The sequence below is a fragment of the Rhodococcus sp. ACPA4 genome, assembly GCF_002300185.1.
In the GTDB taxonomy this organism is placed as follows: domain Bacteria; phylum Actinomycetota; class Actinomycetes; order Mycobacteriales; family Mycobacteriaceae; genus Rhodococcus_F; species Rhodococcus_F globerula.
The window spans coordinates 2,920,951-2,937,917 of record NZ_NSDY01000001.1; the positions used below are offsets into that span (position 1 = coordinate 2,920,951).

Consider the following 16,967-nt stretch of genomic DNA (forward strand, 5'->3'; position numbering starts at 1 on the left):
CTCGAACGCAGCATCCCCCCGCGTCCAAAGTGTCCCATAAATCCGGAGTTTTAGCCTCCCTCTTGCTTATTGCCCGTCAGCCGATACAGCCGCCAGTTTGGCGGTACCGTTCCCCCATCGTTCTCCACTTCGATGACCAACGCACCAATTCCACCGGAGCCTGTTTCGTACATGGTCGGATACCGTCGATTAATGGCGTCAGCCACTCCGCGCTCCTCGTTGGGAACGGTCAATATGTACTCAACTCCGGACTCCGACGGATTATTCAATATCTTCACAAAATCGGTGTCGGAGGTAATCACAAACTGTTTCGGATTATCAGACGCAGTGATGACACCGAAGGCCAAGACCGTATCGGTCAGCACCGATCCATCGGGCAGATCGAGGTCATCGAGATAGTCGGCTATCCTGCGTTCTGCTCCGAAGGTCCGCAGAATCGCCTGTTCGGCGGCATCCTGGCGGCCTGGGATGACGACACTCGCAAGCGAGTGTTCCAAGGACGCCAGTCGCGGACTTCCCATTGCGACAAAGGTGACCGCAGTTGACCCGAGCAGTAGTACCAGCGCAACAACGAGCATGATCGACGGACCGGAGTATTTCGGCTGATCCCGGACCAACTCGGGACTGGCGGCACGCCCAGGCCTACGCGACACAACGGGCAGCTCGCGTGGTGAGATCAACACTGCCAACACAAAACACAGCGGGACGACAGCAAGATAGAAGCGCAGAAACGGAAACGTCGAGCCCATCATGTAGAGCAGGGTCTGTGCGCCGAGCACTGAGCCCAACAGCACGATCGGAACGATTACTTCGGGATCGCGCCGCCGCCACGCCAAGACAATTGCCGCGGCCGCTAGCACCGGGAACGCCGGCCCGAGTACCGCTATCTCCGTCAGCGAGAACATCATCCGGGTCAGCGGTGTATCGGCAGCTCCACCGGCCTGCTCGATAATCGCACTGTTGCCGTACACCGACGAAAACTGTTGAAACGCTTGCCCTGTGATCAACCAGCTCGAGGCAGACCAGGCAAGAAATGCGATGAGCCCCGGAAGCAACACAACGGTCGCGTCAATCGCAGCTGCCCACGACCGATGAAACTTGTCGTCGGTGTCAGTCTTCGGAAATCTCAACCAACTGACCACGAACACGAGCACCACCGCAACGAACATAGGTGCAAGGGCGTCGTACCGGGTCAGATAGGCCAGTGCGAGCGCCAAACCGGCTGCGATCAGCTCATGCGCGTCGTCGTTGCGCATCCATCTGATGAGGCGGCGAACAGCCCAGATGACGAAGAAGAGATACAGCGCCTCACTCATGCCGTTGGCCGCGTACATGAGAATCATGGGATTGAGAGCAAACAACACAGTGACGATGATCGTCACCCATCGAGCGCACCCACGATCACGTGCGATGCCTCGAATCTGCATGACCGCTCCGGCCATGAAAAGCGCCGACGTCACAGATGCAGTGATGTTCCAGCGCAACAACTCCGGAAACCAGTTCCCCAACAGACCCAGCGGAATCTGTGCAACTGCGGTTAATGGAGTGAAGACGAATCCGATTGCTGCAAAGTGCGGATCGCGGCTCCACAACATTGCAGATACTGCAGCAACCCGACTCATTGCATCGGTGAAGATGAATTTGATCTCCGCGTTCAGCCACACACCAAGGACGATGTACACCACGGCCACCGCGGTGTAGACCCCCCAGGGCAGTCGTTGACGTTCTTCCTCAATGGGGCCGGCAGAGTCCAACGTTCGTGATTCCGCTGGTGCGGCGACAATCATTGTGAACGGCGCCTGAAGAACAGCACGCCACCCACAGAAATAACTACCAGTGCTGCGGTGCCTGCTGCGATCAAACCGATTGTGGTGGAGCTGATGCCGCTATCGTTGTCGCTGGTTTTCGCCCCACTTACCGGTGCAAGTTTGACGCTGATGTCGAATGGATCGACGTCGCGAGGAGCAACAAGGACATCACCAGCGAGCCTTCCGAACCGTGCCGGATCACCTTCCAGCCAGTTCAGCATTTTGTCGACATCGGCTGCGTCACCGTTAGAGGTGACAACAACGATTTCGTGGTTTGGAACCACAGCAACCTGCATGCTGCCGTATGGCGCATTGAACTGAAGACCGCGCAACCGCAGCAAGCCTTGATCGGCAGTTTCCATCGGCAGGTCGAGATCCACGCCATCCGGGAGCTTTCCGTCTGCAGCGACCAGCACCGCCGGCAGCGGACTGGAAGCCGCATCGACAAACGACTGAACTCGCGGCTGCAACGGCAAGTAGCTCAGCCGCTGCATCTGAACCAGAACACGTTGCGCCCGAACAGTATCGGAGAAATCTCCGCGCGTGGTCCCCACTTCTACGATCGGCAGCATCGACTGTGGCAATGACTGGAAGCCCCCGGGATTTGCCGGTTCAGCGACGTTTGAGCTGATCGTGCTTTCCGGATCAATCGTCAGCGTCGATCCGTTGCTGCTCCCACATTGAAAATCGCCGGACACATCCAGCGCTGCCGTCACGTTCATCTCCCGCGTCACCAACTCGTCGGGGATCGTGAATTCGATGTCGAAGCGACCACTGTTATCCACTGCCCGACTGTCGAGACGCTGATCCCCCACGCTGAACGACAACTGAGCGCTTCGTGTACTCGGCATCGGAACATAGGTTCCAATCATGCGCACGGTCACGTTCTTCATTGCTCGGCCCAATTGGGACTGGGTGAACGGCACCTCAACCTGGACGTGCTCGAGCCCTGACGACGTCAAAGATCCGAGCCGTAAGTCGCCGACAGGAACAACGTCGCGAGAGATTTCCGCGACGGCCTTCGCCGATGCCGTCAGTGCCTGGCTTGCGGCCCAGAAACCATTGAAGTTTGCCGCGAGCAGATTAACCTGCGGGACAAGCGATCTGTCGTCACCGGTCAAACGCAGGACAGGGTATCCACTGGGTCCGGCGGCAAGGTCGATTCCACCCTCACCCTCGGCACCAACCAGAATGTTCCGCTCGAACAGACCTGGGACGGAGTCTGGGAGCGACTGCCCGGCGGGCAACTCGGCGAGAACCACTGCGTCTGGTTGACTGCCATAGCGATTCACTATCGACGCACTCAGAAGCAGTGCGGCGGTCTGTTGTGCCTGTGACGTATTGTTCGCGAGATAGATCGTGGCTTTACGCAGAATCGGCGGAAAGAAGTTCGAGACCGTCGACGGCTGCGCTTCGGTGCCGTCGTAGACGATCGACGTGTTTCGCAGCGCGAGTGGTTGGTAGTTGCTTCTGTCGTAGCAACGATCGTCGACGGGAACGAGATGCCCGATCATCGAAACGGCGATGCTTCGATCGATAACATTCAGACCTGCAAGCGGTATCGAAATCGGCAGTCCCTGACCAACTTGAGCAGCATCAAATTCCACTCGCGAGACGGGGCGACCATCAGCGCTTACTTCGATCCATCCTCGACTGAAATCGATAGGTGCCGTGACGGTCCCGATGAGAGCAGTTGCAGTGAGGCCGTCAGGTACCGGTAGCGAAACAGTCAGCGGCTCGTCATTCGCCGCGAACACTACATCAGTTCCCCGGCCAAGTTCCTTGAGAGAGATCGCGCCGACGTTCGCCGCGGCATTGGACTCAGCAGCATTCTCGACCACCTGTGCCCCGGCAATTGTGTTGAACGCAAAGACCAAGCAGAAGGCAACCGCAAGCGTCATCGTCAGATTACGACGCAGCCCGTTAAAACTGGGGACCATCTACAAACTCTCCTCGGGAACGATCACACGAAACACGAACAATGTTTCAAGGGCAGAAGAGTTACGACCGTCCCGCCCCCACGATCACGTGATCGGGTTAATTTCAACAAACAGACCATAACCGCCAATTGGTACGGTGGCTAATTATCCCGGACAATGAGATTTACCTAACTGCGCCGACTAGGCGCTAGGGCACGAAGGGATATGCCAAACGTCCCAGCAACCTGGACGGCATGTAGATTCACAGCGAGTTCACTGACGCTGCACAGGAATTGCGTTCTTGCTATCTTTTCGCAATCCCGCGATGCCAATCCCGACTGGCACCAGACGCTACAGTCGTCACCTCTGCCCGAGCACACCTCCGCCCCGAATTCGTGACCGCGACTTGCAGTCCAAGATAACTATCAAGTGCTTGCCTATACCTCGTATATGCGTCAGTTCCAATTCGAGCGCACGGCACAACGCACCAGTCTCGCAATCGCGAGCCTTCTTCGCGTTACACGACCGCCCAGATGTCGGAATTCACTAAAAATGTTTGGGCACTGCGCTATTCGACTAACTCGCAGTCCAAGGGCAAGCGAAGTGGCCACAACTTCGGAGAGGCAATGCGCTCCTCATCTTCGAGACTTCAACCGCCACGAAGTCAGTGACAATTCCGCCCCACGATATGTCGAGTTCGCGATTCGATATTCTCGAACACAAACTCTCGTACAAGTGTCCAAGTAGCGACTTACGACGCATCCGCGAAAGGCTTGTGGCTCAATCAGTTTCCAGATAGCCGATAACCGTTGCATTGCCTTGCAGCGCTCGGATCCGCCGCCTCGCGTTCAGTATCGTCCTCAGTTACCTTGCAGCCAGAGCGGATTCACTACATTCCATGGCGTACCGACTGCAACAACATGCATCACGATCACGAGTGAAGTGACGCAATCCACCTTCGCCCGCCTGCCCAACCATGCAGTGCGCAGCAAGGACGAACTCACTGTTCAATACGCTAGGACGGGTTGCGCGGCACATCGCCTGTGCGGCTATACGAATAACTTCACTGTTAGACGCGCTCACCGCTAGACGCGGCACCATCCTCCAACTCGGCGTTGTTGATGGCGCGGCCTAGCCAAACCGCTAGGAACGCGCCTGCTGTGATCCACCCGGCGACGATTTCGGCAATCCACCACATACCCCCAAGTGTGGCATGGGCACGGCCGAAACAACGGTATTTGGTCCCGTTTTATGCAGGAAGAAAGTTCCCGATGATCGTGCGATCATCTCCGAGATGCCCTCATTTTCAATTCTGCTTCGCCCTTGGTCGGGTGGAGGTGCGACTCCTGCGATCCGCAGAGGAAAAGCGTGGATCAACACCGAGAGCAGACCGAGACTTCCACGAGTCCGTCCGGGTAAGCCGTCCCATTCCTGCCACCGGATCACTGCGATTACGCACCCGAGCACCCTCGAACTGTAGGCATAAACAGTCTGTCGCCTGAACAGTCGCTGCCCCTGCCTGATGACCCGAACCCCGGCCGCTTCGACGTTCGGGGTGTCGACGACGCAGGACGAGCTGCAGCCAAGCTGCTCCTTCCCAGCACGGCCGCGAAGGAACGTCGCGAAGGCCGTAACGTCCGGCGCTTTTCCACGCCCGAATCGGTCGAAGCTCAGGCACCTCTGTTGGTTACTGCGGTGATTGCTACGGGCGGCACAATTGCGGATGCGACGGATACCACTGTCGGTTCGGCGGTTCCTGGTGCGGTTAGCGCGAATATTGCCGAAGGGATTTGATGCGGCGCACCGATTCCTGGTGCACCCGCAGTATCAGCGGAGTTCGGCCCGTCTCACGCTCAAGTGGACTCGTTGGATACCCGACTAACGAGGTAGGTCACGGGCTTTCTTCGCGGGTATCCCGTAGTACAAGGAATGTGCCTCGACATCTTTCGTCACCAACGACGATGCGCCGACCGCTGCGCCCTCTCCAATGGTTACGCCAGGTAGGATGATGGAACCCGTGGAGACACGGGCTCCATCGCCAATGCGAATCGGCCCCACAGTGCTCGCCCCAGCACGTCGCTCGGGATTCGACATCTCGTGATCCGTATCAACAAAGGTCACATTCGGGCCAATCGACACATTCTTGCCAATTACGAGAGGCTGCCGAGTGTCGAAGATCGTTCGATATCCAATCAGAGTGGACGCCCCGACCATCACGTTGTCGGAGCGGAAGATTACTCCTGAACGCACAATCACCTTGGGATGCAACTTCAATCCCATAAGGCGGTAGAGCTGAGTGCGCACACGATTTGGAATGAATGCTGATCCGATAATGCCGTTAACGACCAGTCCCCAAATGATCGGACGCCGGTCTCCATCCTCACGCCACACAATTTCGCGAACCTTGCTCAAGCTCATGCCGAGCACCTATCGCCCAGATCATCGACAACCCCGACAGTCGTGAAGATGGCTTCACTGAATGGTTCAGTATCGAGGCCTGGATTCTGCATTGCTACATCTACATCACGCAGGATCGTCCAAGCATGGTCCAGCGGCCACTCTTCAGACAGCGGGATTGTCAAGTGCGGGACGAGTTCGGCATCAGTCACCCGCGCATCATCCCATACCAGGCAGTTAGTTGGTGCAGGACGAAAGGCTTCTATCGCTATGACTAGCCGCCCAGAATTGCACTTCACAGCTAACGGCATTCTGAGCAGATTCCATATATCGACGGGTCATGATGGCTGACACCGTCGGAGTCACCGCGAACCGACTTCAAATCGGTACATAATCGCGACGTAGGACAGGAGAACCCCATTTCACGACGGGGTTTCCTGTTCCTTGACTACAGACTGGACAGTTACAGAGGCACTCCAGAGTCAGCGAACTGCTCCCGCAGCGCCGGCACGATCTTGTTTGCGTACTCGATAGTCATGTGAACATGGTCTGCCTTGGTAGGCACTTCACCGACAAAGCTCGGGCATAGCCTGTTCGGCGTGCAGTAGAGAGGCAGGGTATCGACATGAACCCAGCCATTACGCTGAGCGACCGCACCAGTTTCAGTCAGGGTTGACGCCCACGCATCGCCGACCTTGGTCACGCAGTTACTAGGCGAACTTTGTTTGGTATAGCACTCACGGATATTTCCACCGATCGGCGGCGGTGTCAGTAGGACGATCTCTCCAGCACTGTCCGATATCTGCTTCAGCACGGATTCTTCACTCTGTCCCCAATCCCGCACGGAAACTACAGCTTTAGTTGCGAGGTCCTTGCGGGTGACAAAGTCATTCGACACAACGACGACGTCAGGCTTGACCGCTTGGACGTGAGTCACCACGTCGGCCACATGCTTGGGGCACGCTTCCTCGATCGCAGCATTCGGTGCAGTGAAATCGCGATCCGCGAACGCACAACCGCTCATCGCGAGCAGCTGAACCTTCCACTGACCGTTGCTTGACTCCGCGATATTTCGGAACGACTCCGAGAACATCATCGCTGTGGAGTCGCCGACGACGACGATAGTCTGCGGCGCGTTGGAATTGCCAAATGTGCACTGCTCGATACCCGGCGCCTTCAGGCTGGCGCAATCACCGATAAGTCCGGCGGCTCCGCTTCGAGTTCTCGAGGCGACTTCGTCCAGTGAAGGCGCTAGTTCCGGCCAGGAGGCGGCTGCAACCGCAGTCGCAATTTCAGCGGCCAGCGCATCCTGGGCAGGCCCCCTCGGCGCTGCAGCGTCAGCCGCCTCAGTCTGTGATGAATACGCCACCGATGTGGCGGTGCTTGCCGTCGCCGGAACCAATGCGATTGCGGCAACGCCAAATGTGACCAGTGCGAGCGCGCCAATGCCGATGGTCTGATTTCGTTCACTCACCTTCAGCGTGGGCAGTCGCCAGCGCGAAACATCAAGGATGCTGCGCTCCTTCTGTTCTGCACCCGTCTCTAGCCACTTCGACGCGCGAATCGGATTCTCGAAGAAATGATAGGCGGCAATCGAGAAACCAAACATCAGGAACAAGGCAGCCACATAATAATAGGTTCCGCTATCCATTAGAGCCGCAAGCAAGATAATTACAGGCCAGTGCCACAGGTACAACGAATACGAGATGTCGCCTATGTAAGTGCTCGCTCGATTTGTCAGCACTTGCAAGTATTTCTGTTCGCCGCGCACTCCCGCACAAATGATTAGAGCCGCGCCCAGTACTGGGACTACCGCCCAAGGGGCCGGGAAGCCCCCTCCAGTCTCCGTAATTGCAAACGCACCTACCCCGATCATGATCAGTCCGGCCCAGGCGATGAACGGGCGGAGTTGGTCGGGGATGCGCTCGAAGGAGGTAATTGTAATAGCAAGAAGCGCACCGACTCCCAACTCCCAAACTCGGGTGAGGGTCGAGAAGTACGCCCAGGTCGGATCGCTTGCGGTGTCTAGAAATGAGTAGACAAACGAAACTGCTACCACGACCCCCATGACGCCGCCGGCCAACGCGATCCAGGCTCTACCTGTCCAGGCCATGCGCGCTGCTACGACCGCAATCACGAAGATGACTGCGGGCCACACGAAGTAGAACTGTTCTTCGACGCTCAACGACCAGTAGTGCTGTAGCGGAGAGACTGGACCCGATGCGGTGAAATAGTCAGTGCCCTCGATTCCGAAGCGCCAATTCGATACGAAGAAGAAAGCCGCAACGCTGTCCAGAACGGTCGATTTGAAGCGCGATCCGGTATAGATGAAGTACGCAGCCGCAACAGTCACCACAAGAACCAGGGTTGCTGCGGGAATAATGCGTCGCACCCGTCGACGGTAGAAGCTCGAGAAAGAGATCCGCCCCGTCTTCTCTACTGTGTGCATTAACGATCCTGTGATCAGGAATCCCGAGATCACAAAGAAGACGTCGACGCCGATGAATCCGCCTTGTGGCCAACCGAACAGGTGGGACAGCACGACCAGCATGACCGCGACCATGCGCAGGCCCTGGATGTCCAGTCGCTGACGCGGATTCGCTTTCGCTCCACTCTTATGTTGGCGGCCACGTTTCTTGTTCGGCAGTAGTGCAGTAACCACGAATCGACCCCTCATGAATGGGCTCTCGAAAATGTTTGAGAGCCTGATGAAATATAGCTGCCCAATGGGCCATTTGCCCGATCGTGAAAATTACAATGGACCTTGGTCCGATGATCACGGGGCCAAGGCTCCCAGCCGTTGTGCTTAGTCCGCAGAGATGTACCTATGCCACGGTATTTGCCACGACTGGGATCACGTATGACGGCAGCAGAAATGCCCGGACAGTCCCCGAGAACGGGACCACGACGATCTATAACTGTAGCGCCGGATCGGTGCACATTGATACTCAAGAGTGCGTGACGCGGACGTCCACCTACGACGGGTCGCGAAATTTGCCCGGGGATCCCGCAGCTCCCCGGCGTGGCTAAGACGGTAGACAAACTGCCCTCAGCGTTCAATCCGCGAAGCGATCTAGGCGGCCTGATCGTCTGGGTACTGCTTGTCCGAGTTCGCAAGTTTTGAAGGTACTTCGGTCGCGCAGCTGGCTGACATATCCGGCCACGGTAGGGATAAACCCCAATCAACTGAAGCACCTCGCTCCATTGTCAAAGTGAACTCAACATACATTGCCGAGTCTCTAACCTTCGCGGGCGGTATGTTAATGCATTCGAAGGCGACGGCAGGTTTGGTGGTATCGAATAGCCAACTGGGTTCGCTCAGCCGCTGACGCTTATCGCAGCTGCTACCAGTAACGGGTCGGGTACGCGCATCATGATCTCGGGCGAGGCTGCGACGCAGCAGAATCTATCGCTGAATACAGGTGGCTCAGACGTGATCTCGGCTGGAGCCACTGTCTCGAAGGGCGGGCCTGACTGCGCTCTCGCCGACTGCCCGCCTGATTTGAGGTGGGTGCAAAGGCCTGAGTAAACCGCATCACATCTTTACTGGATCAGCTTGCGTTGCCGGCGCTTCAGACCTAGGTGGTCCCGTCGATAATGGCTGGCGCAATGCGGCCTCGATTGCGGACGCCAGCGCTGTCGCGGGGGATCCTGATTCAAGTTCGAATGTATAAGGAGTTTGTTCGGACAAGCCGCCAACATTGGAGGCTATGACTTTCTTTCCAAGCTGGACTGCGACTGCGACGACACCGCTCTGGCTGGCTACTGCGTAGGGACAAACGATCACGTCGGCGGCCGAGATCAACGACTGGAATTCACTGAGTTCGAGATACCGATCCTGAAAGATCAACGTGTGCTGTTCAGCAAGCACGTCGCTTTGGATCTCGGCTGCAGCACCTTTGTCCTGGCCCGCGAACACAATCGTCAGCGAATCGGGTATGCGATTGGCGGCTTCGATTAGCAGTAGTGGATTCTTGTCAGCACGAAGTTGACCTGCAAAGACCACAATGGGATTACCGGCACCAAGTCTGATTCGCCAATCTGCAATCATCGCGTCATCTGTGGGAGCGATGTACTGCCAGAGCCGCCTTAATTCGATGCTGCTCGAATTAAACTTGCTCCGCTCGGATTCCACGTACACCACGAGATCATCGGCAATTCGTCCTGCAAACTGGCGGGCCGCCAGTCCTATCCCGCTATCATTTCGGGAGAAACTATTGTGCGGTGCCCAAGTCACACGGTGCCCGGCACCTTTCGCGATCAAGATCATTATCGGATACACAAACTTGCCAAACAGGCCTTGAATTTCCCAGTCGGAATTCCTTCGCCCGATAGCAGTCACTGTCAAGTGTGGCAACAACAGAAGACCGACCCATGCGAGTGACAGTGCGGCCCGAACTGGATGAGAACCGTGCCTTTGGTATCGCATGCAACGGCAGTACGACAGACCGTGAAGGTCCGGCGTCACTTCGGCATCGCGGGCGGTGTGAAGCACAACGCGTTCATAGTGGGCGAATTCTCGATTCTGAATTGCACCAAGAACGTGCTGATAGACGCCACCCTGGCCTCCAGGTTCGACGATATGCAGTTCTCTTGATGCGGACATTTCGTGCATACTTCCAGACCGACCGGTCGGAGATGTGTCAAACGTCCTAAATTCGTGTGAACAACTTCCCTAGAGAATCGAGACGGACAAGACTGCATGCCGCACTAGCCCGCTCCGTGTCGCTCACCAACCATGGGTCGGCGCATCGGTCACATGAGGTCGGTATCCAGCGAAATGGTGCCCAAACCTACAGGCCCGGCCATGCGACCTTTGTCGTAGAGAATTCCCCAGATAACTGCAAACACGGTGAAGATACACAGAGCAATGACCAGTCGAGTCGTCAGTTGATCTACAGGATCTACACGTCTAACCCGGCGCTTAACCTTCTGCCTCTGGTGTTTCGACATTGAAGAATAGTTTCATATGCCATTTCTTTGGTCCGCGAAGCGTAGGCCTTTCGTCCCAACGACGGTCAGTCCGCCTGCACGAGCTCAGCCCCAACGACTTTGGTCGTAGAGAAGTCCGCATGCAACCGCCACTACGGCAAGGAGGCACAATCCGCTCACAAGCAGCGTTTCCAACCGGCCAGTGGGATCCATGCGGGGATCGATGCGCAAGAATTTTCGTCCAGATCGAGAGCTTTTTGTCACCCAGAAATCGTCTCACTCCGACCACCTCGTCGGGGCGATACAAAAGGCTCGAAACCCCACGACCAACCGCCCCAGAATTACTCACTATGTACCCCGCATGGGAGCCCGAGCGAAAGGTCTCCGGGCACGCGCTTTGTAACTAGCCGAATGCGCGATCTGCACGAAAATGTTGCCGAGCTGTCGCGCAACCGACAATGTCACACAAAGCAATCACAACACTCACTGGTGTACGGACCCACACTCAGGCAATATGTCCGTTATGAGCGGTTTCTCTCGATGGGTCGAGCGTCAACTAGAACTTCGCCCTGACCAAGACATCTCCGATGCTGCGCGTGCGCTACAGATCCGACCGTCCGAGTTGAAACGGTGGCTCGGATCGAAGCGCCCGCCCACTCAGGAGACGATGCGCTTGGCCAGTCGCGTCTTCAATGCCCCCATCCGGGAGATCCTGATCGCTGCGGAGTACCTGACAGTCGAAGAGGCCTCACCCGACGGACTACCGACGTCGGAGCTCAGTACGCAAGAACTGTTGGCGGAGCTTTCCCGACGCGAAGACTCCACAGTCAAGATCCTGAGCCGCACGGCCGACAACGCAAGTAATGGCTGGTGAGACTCCTCTAACCGGGTGTCGCCCCGGCGAATACTTGCGCAGGCCCACCATCTGTAGCTGTCATCGTGACCGAATCCCCCGCCTGCAGCCATACAGCCTCTCCACCTGAGATTTGCATCTGGTGATCGCCCGCCCGGATCTTCACCCGCCCCGCTGTACACAGCACCACTGCAGGGCCAACTCCGCTGAGCGCCGCTTCGCGGTTCCCGTCGAGTTCCCATCTCCGAAGAACGAACTCTGGGACGGGAGCCGGGTAGATGTATTCGCTTCCACGGTCGCTCGGCTCCGGATCGAGAACATCTACCAGGATCGGAGTGAAGTCGAGGATTCTCGACAATTCGTCCACATCGATGTGCTTGGTTGTCAGTCCACCACGGAGAACGTTGTCTGAATTAGCCATGATCTCGACAGCGCTTCCGCTGAGATACGCGTGGAGATTCCCGGCCGGCAGAAAAAGCCCTTCCCCCGGCGCCAAGGACACCCGATTGAGCAAGAGTGACATCAGTACCCCCGGGTCTCCGGGATAGCGGCGAGCCAGGTCGACTGCGGTCGACAACTCTGCCTCGAACCGGTCGACGGCCCGTCCTCCCGAGTCCAGCAGCGCGGTTGCCCGCTCGATCACCTCGAGCGCCAACCGATCGTGATGTTCGCGTGAGCTACGCATCCAACGAAGCGCCACCGCCTTCAATTCCGCTGGGCAAGGATTGGCCGCCAGCGATGCGATGTCGTCGGCCACACCCGAAAGGTCCAATGCGGTCAGCAGCGTCACCGTCGAACTAATGTCGCGAAAGCCTGCCAGAGCTTCGAATCTTTCCAGTGCGACAACAAGTTCCGGCTTGTGCCGGCTGTCGCGATAGTTGCGATAACTGGCCGCGAGATCAATGCCGGCAGCATTTTCGCGAGCAAATCCCGCCTCGGCTTGTGCACTGGTGGGATGAGCTTGCAGAGACAACGGCTTTTCTGCTGCCAGGATTTTCAGCAGAAACGGCAACGTTCCGTCGTAGGCCTCGGCGCACTGCGCGCCCAATTGCGTCTGAGGATCTTCGCGGATCCTGTCGATCAGAGTGATCGAACCGGATGGTTCCCCCACTGCCGAGGGTGCTGATTCGTGCGCACCGAACCACAGTTCTGCTTCTGGTGTGGGCGACGGAGATGGCCGTCCGGCCAATTCTGCGAGGGTGCGGCGCGAACCCCAGTCGTAGGATTTGATCACTCCGGTGATCAGTTCCATCGCACACCTCCCCACATAGCAAGAATCCTCCCGCGTGAAGGATCGGCGCGCTCAGACTCGCACAAAGGCCAACACAAGGGAAAACAGCAACCACACTCGCGCACTACGTCCACCAGACTCACGGACCAAAGTCCCGCACGCCTCGCTGAAATTTCCTACGCCGCAATGAAATCGATCACCAATTCTGCGATCAACGAAGTTCGAGATCCTCGACTACATGCTCGGAATACTGAGCAACTGTCATCCCCCGGTCTTGTGCGCGGGCAGCCAAAGCCTGCATGGCAGAGTCGAAGTCGACCTGATCGAGCTCGGCAATCACTCCACCGCCTGTTCGATTGTGGTGCGGGAGGCGAGAATATGTTGTGCCGCAATGGTTGCCGCTCCAGACCGTACGTCAACATCGGACATCGACAGTGCAATTGAGGCCAGATCAGCCAGCGACTGGCCAAACGCGTTATCCCGGGGGCGAGAATTCCACGGATCGGTCGTGAACACAGCAAAGTGCACCGAGAGGCCGCTCGGTAAGCCTCAGCGGAAATACGCGGCAGGCGCCGAGTCCGGAGCGCGCCGCGGCTTGCGCAAACGCATGCCATCTGGGGCCGACAATCTCGAAGTCGTCGATCACGACCACCGACCCCGTCAATGCGCTCAGCACTACAGGGTTGCGGTGCACCAGGTTGTGGTGCGGTTCAAACCCCTCCTCGACGGATTCGCAGACGATCTCGACGCCGATTCAATCCGTGGCCCGCAGTCCCCCAAGCGGATTTTTCAATCGCTTTCGCCTCCCCCGTCCAAGAGTCGGAGTCGGCGATGGACCACGCCACCTGCCACCTCCCAAATCGGCTGCAGTACCACTTTTGCCGGACAATCACCGGTGGGTTCACTCAAGTGCTCTCGAAGCTGCGGCTCGCGATGACAAGCGTGGCAGAGCGGCCGGCGCTCTGCGCGACGCAATCGGGGCGCGAGTCGACGTCGAATGTGCGGTGGGCGTCGTTATGAACCAAAACGATTGTGACGCTTCGGTTGCATTTCGTGAATTGGAAACCCGATCCGCCGCAAATTCGGACAATATACTGGGTGTAGTCCGTCAGATACTCGCGTCCATCGATGACGGGCCGGCCTGAGTAACCAGTTGAGCGGGGTAGCTATGAAGGAGCGCTCTGAAGACAACGTCCTCGACAGAGCACTGGGCGAGGACATCGATCCCGGCGAGCTCATCGAGAAACTCGACGCGCTCGTCACCGCATTGTCCGATGTCGCCGCACGCGTAGGTCCAGGAAACGCAACCGATGCCCTCTTGAAGCAGGTATGCGTACGCACTGTGGAGACTATTTCCGGAGCCGACATGGCCGGGGTGACTCTTCTCTCCGAATCCGGGGTCCCCCGGACCGCAGCGAGCACCAACAAAGCCGTCCTGGATGTCGACTTCGAACAGTACGTATCCGGGGAAGGCCCGTGTCTCGAGGCCGCGCGGACACGATCGGTCGTGCGCGCTACCGTCGCGGATTCCGAACTGCGTTGGCCGACCTTCACAGCAAATCTTCGCGGAGCGGGAGTACAGAGTTTCCTGTCAGCCCCCATCTGGATCTACGACCGGCACGCTGGAGCACTCAACATCTACAGCCTTGGCGCCCACGGATTCAGCGAAGTGGACGCGTTGATCCTGCGTGTGTACACAACCTCGATCGAGGGGTTACTGCGCGTGTCGAAGGAAATCGAGTTCGCGAAACACGAAATCGCGGGTCTCAACACAGCGATGAAGTCCCGGGCAACCATCGAACAGGCCAAAGGAATCCTGATGGCAATACACGGGTTCGGTTCCGAAAGGGCGTTCGACGTCCTCGTCAAGGAGTCGCAACGAAAGCAGCAGAAGCTGCATGTCATTGCCGAGGAGATTGTCGAGCGTGCCAAAGCCACAGGGTGAATTTGGACAAAACAAACCAAGGGTACGACTTGCGTCACTTTGCCGAACCATTGGTTTATAACGAATTACACCTGGGTATGCCTCTGTCTGTGGAGCGAAGTAACTATAACCTCGCTTACCCGATTTCAGACCCTACGACACGACCCAGGAGCATAGCCAGTGACAACCTTGCCGACTGATCTGCACGCGGGATCGACAATCCCCACACTCGCCTGTATTCGAGTGCGCGCCGCAGCCGACCAACTCAGCACCCTACGTGGAATGACCTGCAACATCGCCTACAACCACGGGTTCGACGTCGACGGCGTAGCCGACCTCGAATTGGCCATCGACGAAGCAGCCAGCATGCTGATCGCGCTGGCAGCACCAGGTACCGACATCACCTGCACTTTCACAGCCCCGGAGAACGCGCTCCGTATCGCAGTGTCGGCAATCTCGACCGCAGAACAGCCCGCCGGCAAAAGCTCGTTCAGCTGGTTTGTACTCGAGTCGCTCACCGACCACGCTGAACTCGACGTTGTGCGCCAAGGCGCAGTTGCCTACATAGGGACCGACGACGCTCCCCGGCGTGATGCAACTAACGCCGCTACCGTGACGGTAACCCTGCAAAAGAACCTTCTTCAGCGCCCCGAGTAACACGTATCTGATGGATTCTCCACCCGGCATCCCGCCTTCGATAACACGCCGAGCGTAAAAAAATTCGCAACATCGCCTATGACGAGCAAGCCCCTCAAACACAACTCCACAGCAGGTCAGAGGCACTATTAGGTGCACCGCACTCGTGAGTCGATGTCCTGATTGTCGATACTCGTCAAGGTTTTGTGGAAGTTATCGAAGACAGAAAAAGAAGAGCATGGCAGGATCAAGGGTGAGACCGAACTCTCGATGGGAGGGCTCGGCTCGATGGATCCAGGAGAATTTGGTTATGGCTCAGGGCAGTGTCAAGTGGTTCAACGGTGAAAAGGGCTTCGGATTCATCGAGCAGGAAGGTGGCGGACCGGATGTGTTCGTTCACTACTCGGAGATCCAGGGCAGCGGCTACAAGTCCCTCGACGAGGGCCAGAAGGTCGAGTTCGAGATCGGACAGGGCCAGAAGGGCCCCCAGGCTCAGAACGTTCGCGCCATCTGAGTTCGATCCCCGTCTGACTTCAGACTGAAAAGGCTGGAAGCCCGCACAAGCTGCAGGCATCCAGCCTTTTCTCATGTGTAATCCCGGTCCTCATTTTGTTGCGCGAATGATCACCAGTTGCTCGGTATCCTGATCGGCCGTAATCAACCCGCGCGATTCCAGCATCATCCGGCGCCCAGTCATCACCGGGCCGAACGGAACCGACGCACGCGCCGACACTTCGACAAGCATCCCGAATTCCTCCAGTATCGCCGCGGTTTTGTCGACTCCACAGAGCGCGGACTGGAGCAACAGCAGCGTCCCGCCCGGAGCCACATGATCGGGCGCACTCGCCGCGATCCGGTCCAGCACGCTACGTCCGTCTTTTCCCGCATCCCAGGCACGCGCGATTCCTGCCGTCGGCAACGCGTCGTCCCACGCTGGGACATACGGCGGATTCGAGATAATCAGATCGAACAACTCGCTGCCCACCGCATCCGTCAGGTCACCGCGGCGCGCGTCGACGCGTTTTCGATTGACCACAGCATTGAGCCATGTGTTGACCTGTGCGCGCCGGGAGATATCAACCGCTACGACGTGTCCCGCACCGGCGCGCCTCGCCGCAACGGATAGAGCGCCGGTTCCGCAGCACAGATCCAGCACCCTGCTGCCGGCCGTCAACGGCTCGAACAGCAGCGCGTCGCTCAGCAGGGATGTGTCGTGCTGCGGTGGATACACGCCTGGTAACCGCACGATCATGATCGACTCCTCAGT

At 57.7% G+C, this 16,967-nt stretch carries 14 protein-coding genes; 4 read left to right on the top strand and 10 right to left on the bottom strand.

What is annotated here, in order from left to right; all coding sequences use genetic code 11:
• Positions 1-50: 50 nt before the first annotated feature.
• The 6 genes from CJ178_RS13200 to CJ178_RS13225 form a co-directional block, all read right to left on the bottom strand.
• Positions 51-1,787 (bottom strand): phospholipid carrier-dependent glycosyltransferase, encoded by a 1,737-nt coding sequence (locus CJ178_RS13200; RefSeq protein ID WP_143547511.1) that lies wholly within the window; start codon positions 1,785-1,787, stop codon positions 51-53.
• Positions 1,784-3,748: a hypothetical protein gene (locus CJ178_RS13205; protein WP_095886867.1), complete on the bottom strand. Its 1,965-nt coding sequence runs from the start codon at positions 3,746-3,748 to the stop codon at positions 1,784-1,786. Before CJ178_RS13205 ends, CJ178_RS13200 begins: the two co-directional genes overlap by 4 nt.
• Positions 3,749-5,605: 1,857 nt before the next feature.
• Positions 5,606-6,145, bottom strand: coding sequence for an acyltransferase (locus tag CJ178_RS13210; protein ID WP_143547512.1), 540 nt, complete (start codon positions 6,143-6,145; stop codon positions 5,606-5,608).
• A complete protein-coding gene (locus CJ178_RS13215) occupies positions 6,142-6,336 on the bottom strand; it encodes a hypothetical protein (protein ID WP_095886869.1) in 195 nt (64 codons plus the stop codon). The genes CJ178_RS13210 and CJ178_RS13215 overlap by 4 nt, the downstream gene beginning before the upstream one ends.
• 251 nt (positions 6,337-6,587) lie before the next feature.
• Positions 6,588-8,786, bottom strand: a complete 2,199-nt coding sequence (locus CJ178_RS13220; RefSeq protein ID WP_095886870.1) for an acyltransferase family protein — start codon at positions 8,784-8,786, stop codon at positions 6,588-6,590.
• A gap of 873 nt (positions 8,787-9,659) precedes the next feature.
• Entirely contained in the window at positions 9,660-10,730 is a 1,071-nt protein-coding gene (locus CJ178_RS13225; protein ID WP_179300746.1) for a glycosyltransferase, read from the bottom strand.
• An 849-nt stretch (positions 10,731-11,579) separates the two neighbouring features.
• Between CJ178_RS13225 and CJ178_RS13235 the strand changes: the two genes are divergently transcribed.
• Positions 11,580-11,930 (top strand): helix-turn-helix domain-containing protein, encoded by a 351-nt coding sequence (locus CJ178_RS13235; protein WP_239654603.1) that lies wholly within the window; start codon positions 11,580-11,582, stop codon positions 11,928-11,930.
• Positions 11,931-11,937: 7 nt separating this feature from the next.
• Here the strand turns inward: CJ178_RS13235 and manA are convergent, their stop codons facing one another.
• The 3 genes from manA to CJ178_RS33715 all read right to left on the bottom strand — a co-directional run bounded on the left by manA (position 11,938) and on the right by CJ178_RS33715 (position 13,834).
• The gene (manA, locus tag CJ178_RS13240) at positions 11,938-13,161 is read right to left on the bottom strand and encodes a mannose-6-phosphate isomerase, class I (RefSeq protein ID WP_095886873.1); all 1,224 of its coding nucleotides are present in this window, start codon (positions 13,159-13,161) and stop codon (positions 11,938-11,940) included.
• Positions 13,162-13,351: 190 nt separating this feature from the next.
• A complete protein-coding gene (locus CJ178_RS33230; protein WP_257013123.1) occupies positions 13,352-13,480 on the bottom strand; it encodes a hypothetical protein in 129 nt (42 codons plus the stop codon).
• Between the two features lie 135 nt (positions 13,481-13,615).
• Positions 13,616-13,834: a GAF domain-containing protein gene (locus CJ178_RS33715; RefSeq protein WP_373557453.1), complete on the bottom strand. Its 219-nt coding sequence runs from the start codon at positions 13,832-13,834 to the stop codon at positions 13,616-13,618.
• A gap of 474 nt (positions 13,835-14,308) precedes the next feature.
• Between CJ178_RS33715 and CJ178_RS13255 the strand changes: the two genes are divergently transcribed.
• From CJ178_RS13255 to CJ178_RS13265, 3 genes are all read left to right on the top strand, one after another.
• The gene (locus CJ178_RS13255) at positions 14,309-15,085 is read left to right on the top strand and encodes a GAF and ANTAR domain-containing protein (protein ID WP_095886876.1); all 777 of its coding nucleotides are present in this window, start codon (positions 14,309-14,311) and stop codon (positions 15,083-15,085) included.
• Between the two features lie 159 nt (positions 15,086-15,244).
• Positions 15,245-15,721 (top strand): ATP-binding protein, encoded by a 477-nt coding sequence (locus CJ178_RS13260; protein ID WP_143547513.1) that lies wholly within the window; start codon positions 15,245-15,247, stop codon positions 15,719-15,721.
• Between the two features lie 289 nt (positions 15,722-16,010).
• Positions 16,011-16,214, top strand: a complete 204-nt coding sequence (locus CJ178_RS13265; RefSeq protein WP_003943666.1) for a cold-shock protein — start codon at positions 16,011-16,013, stop codon at positions 16,212-16,214.
• A gap of 90 nt (positions 16,215-16,304) precedes the next feature.
• Here CJ178_RS13265 and CJ178_RS13270 read toward each other — a convergent pair whose 3' ends face one another.
• The gene (locus CJ178_RS13270; RefSeq protein ID WP_095886878.1) at positions 16,305-16,952 is read right to left on the bottom strand and encodes a HemK2/MTQ2 family protein methyltransferase; all 648 of its coding nucleotides are present in this window, start codon (positions 16,950-16,952) and stop codon (positions 16,305-16,307) included.
• Positions 16,953-16,967 lie beyond the last annotated feature (15 nt).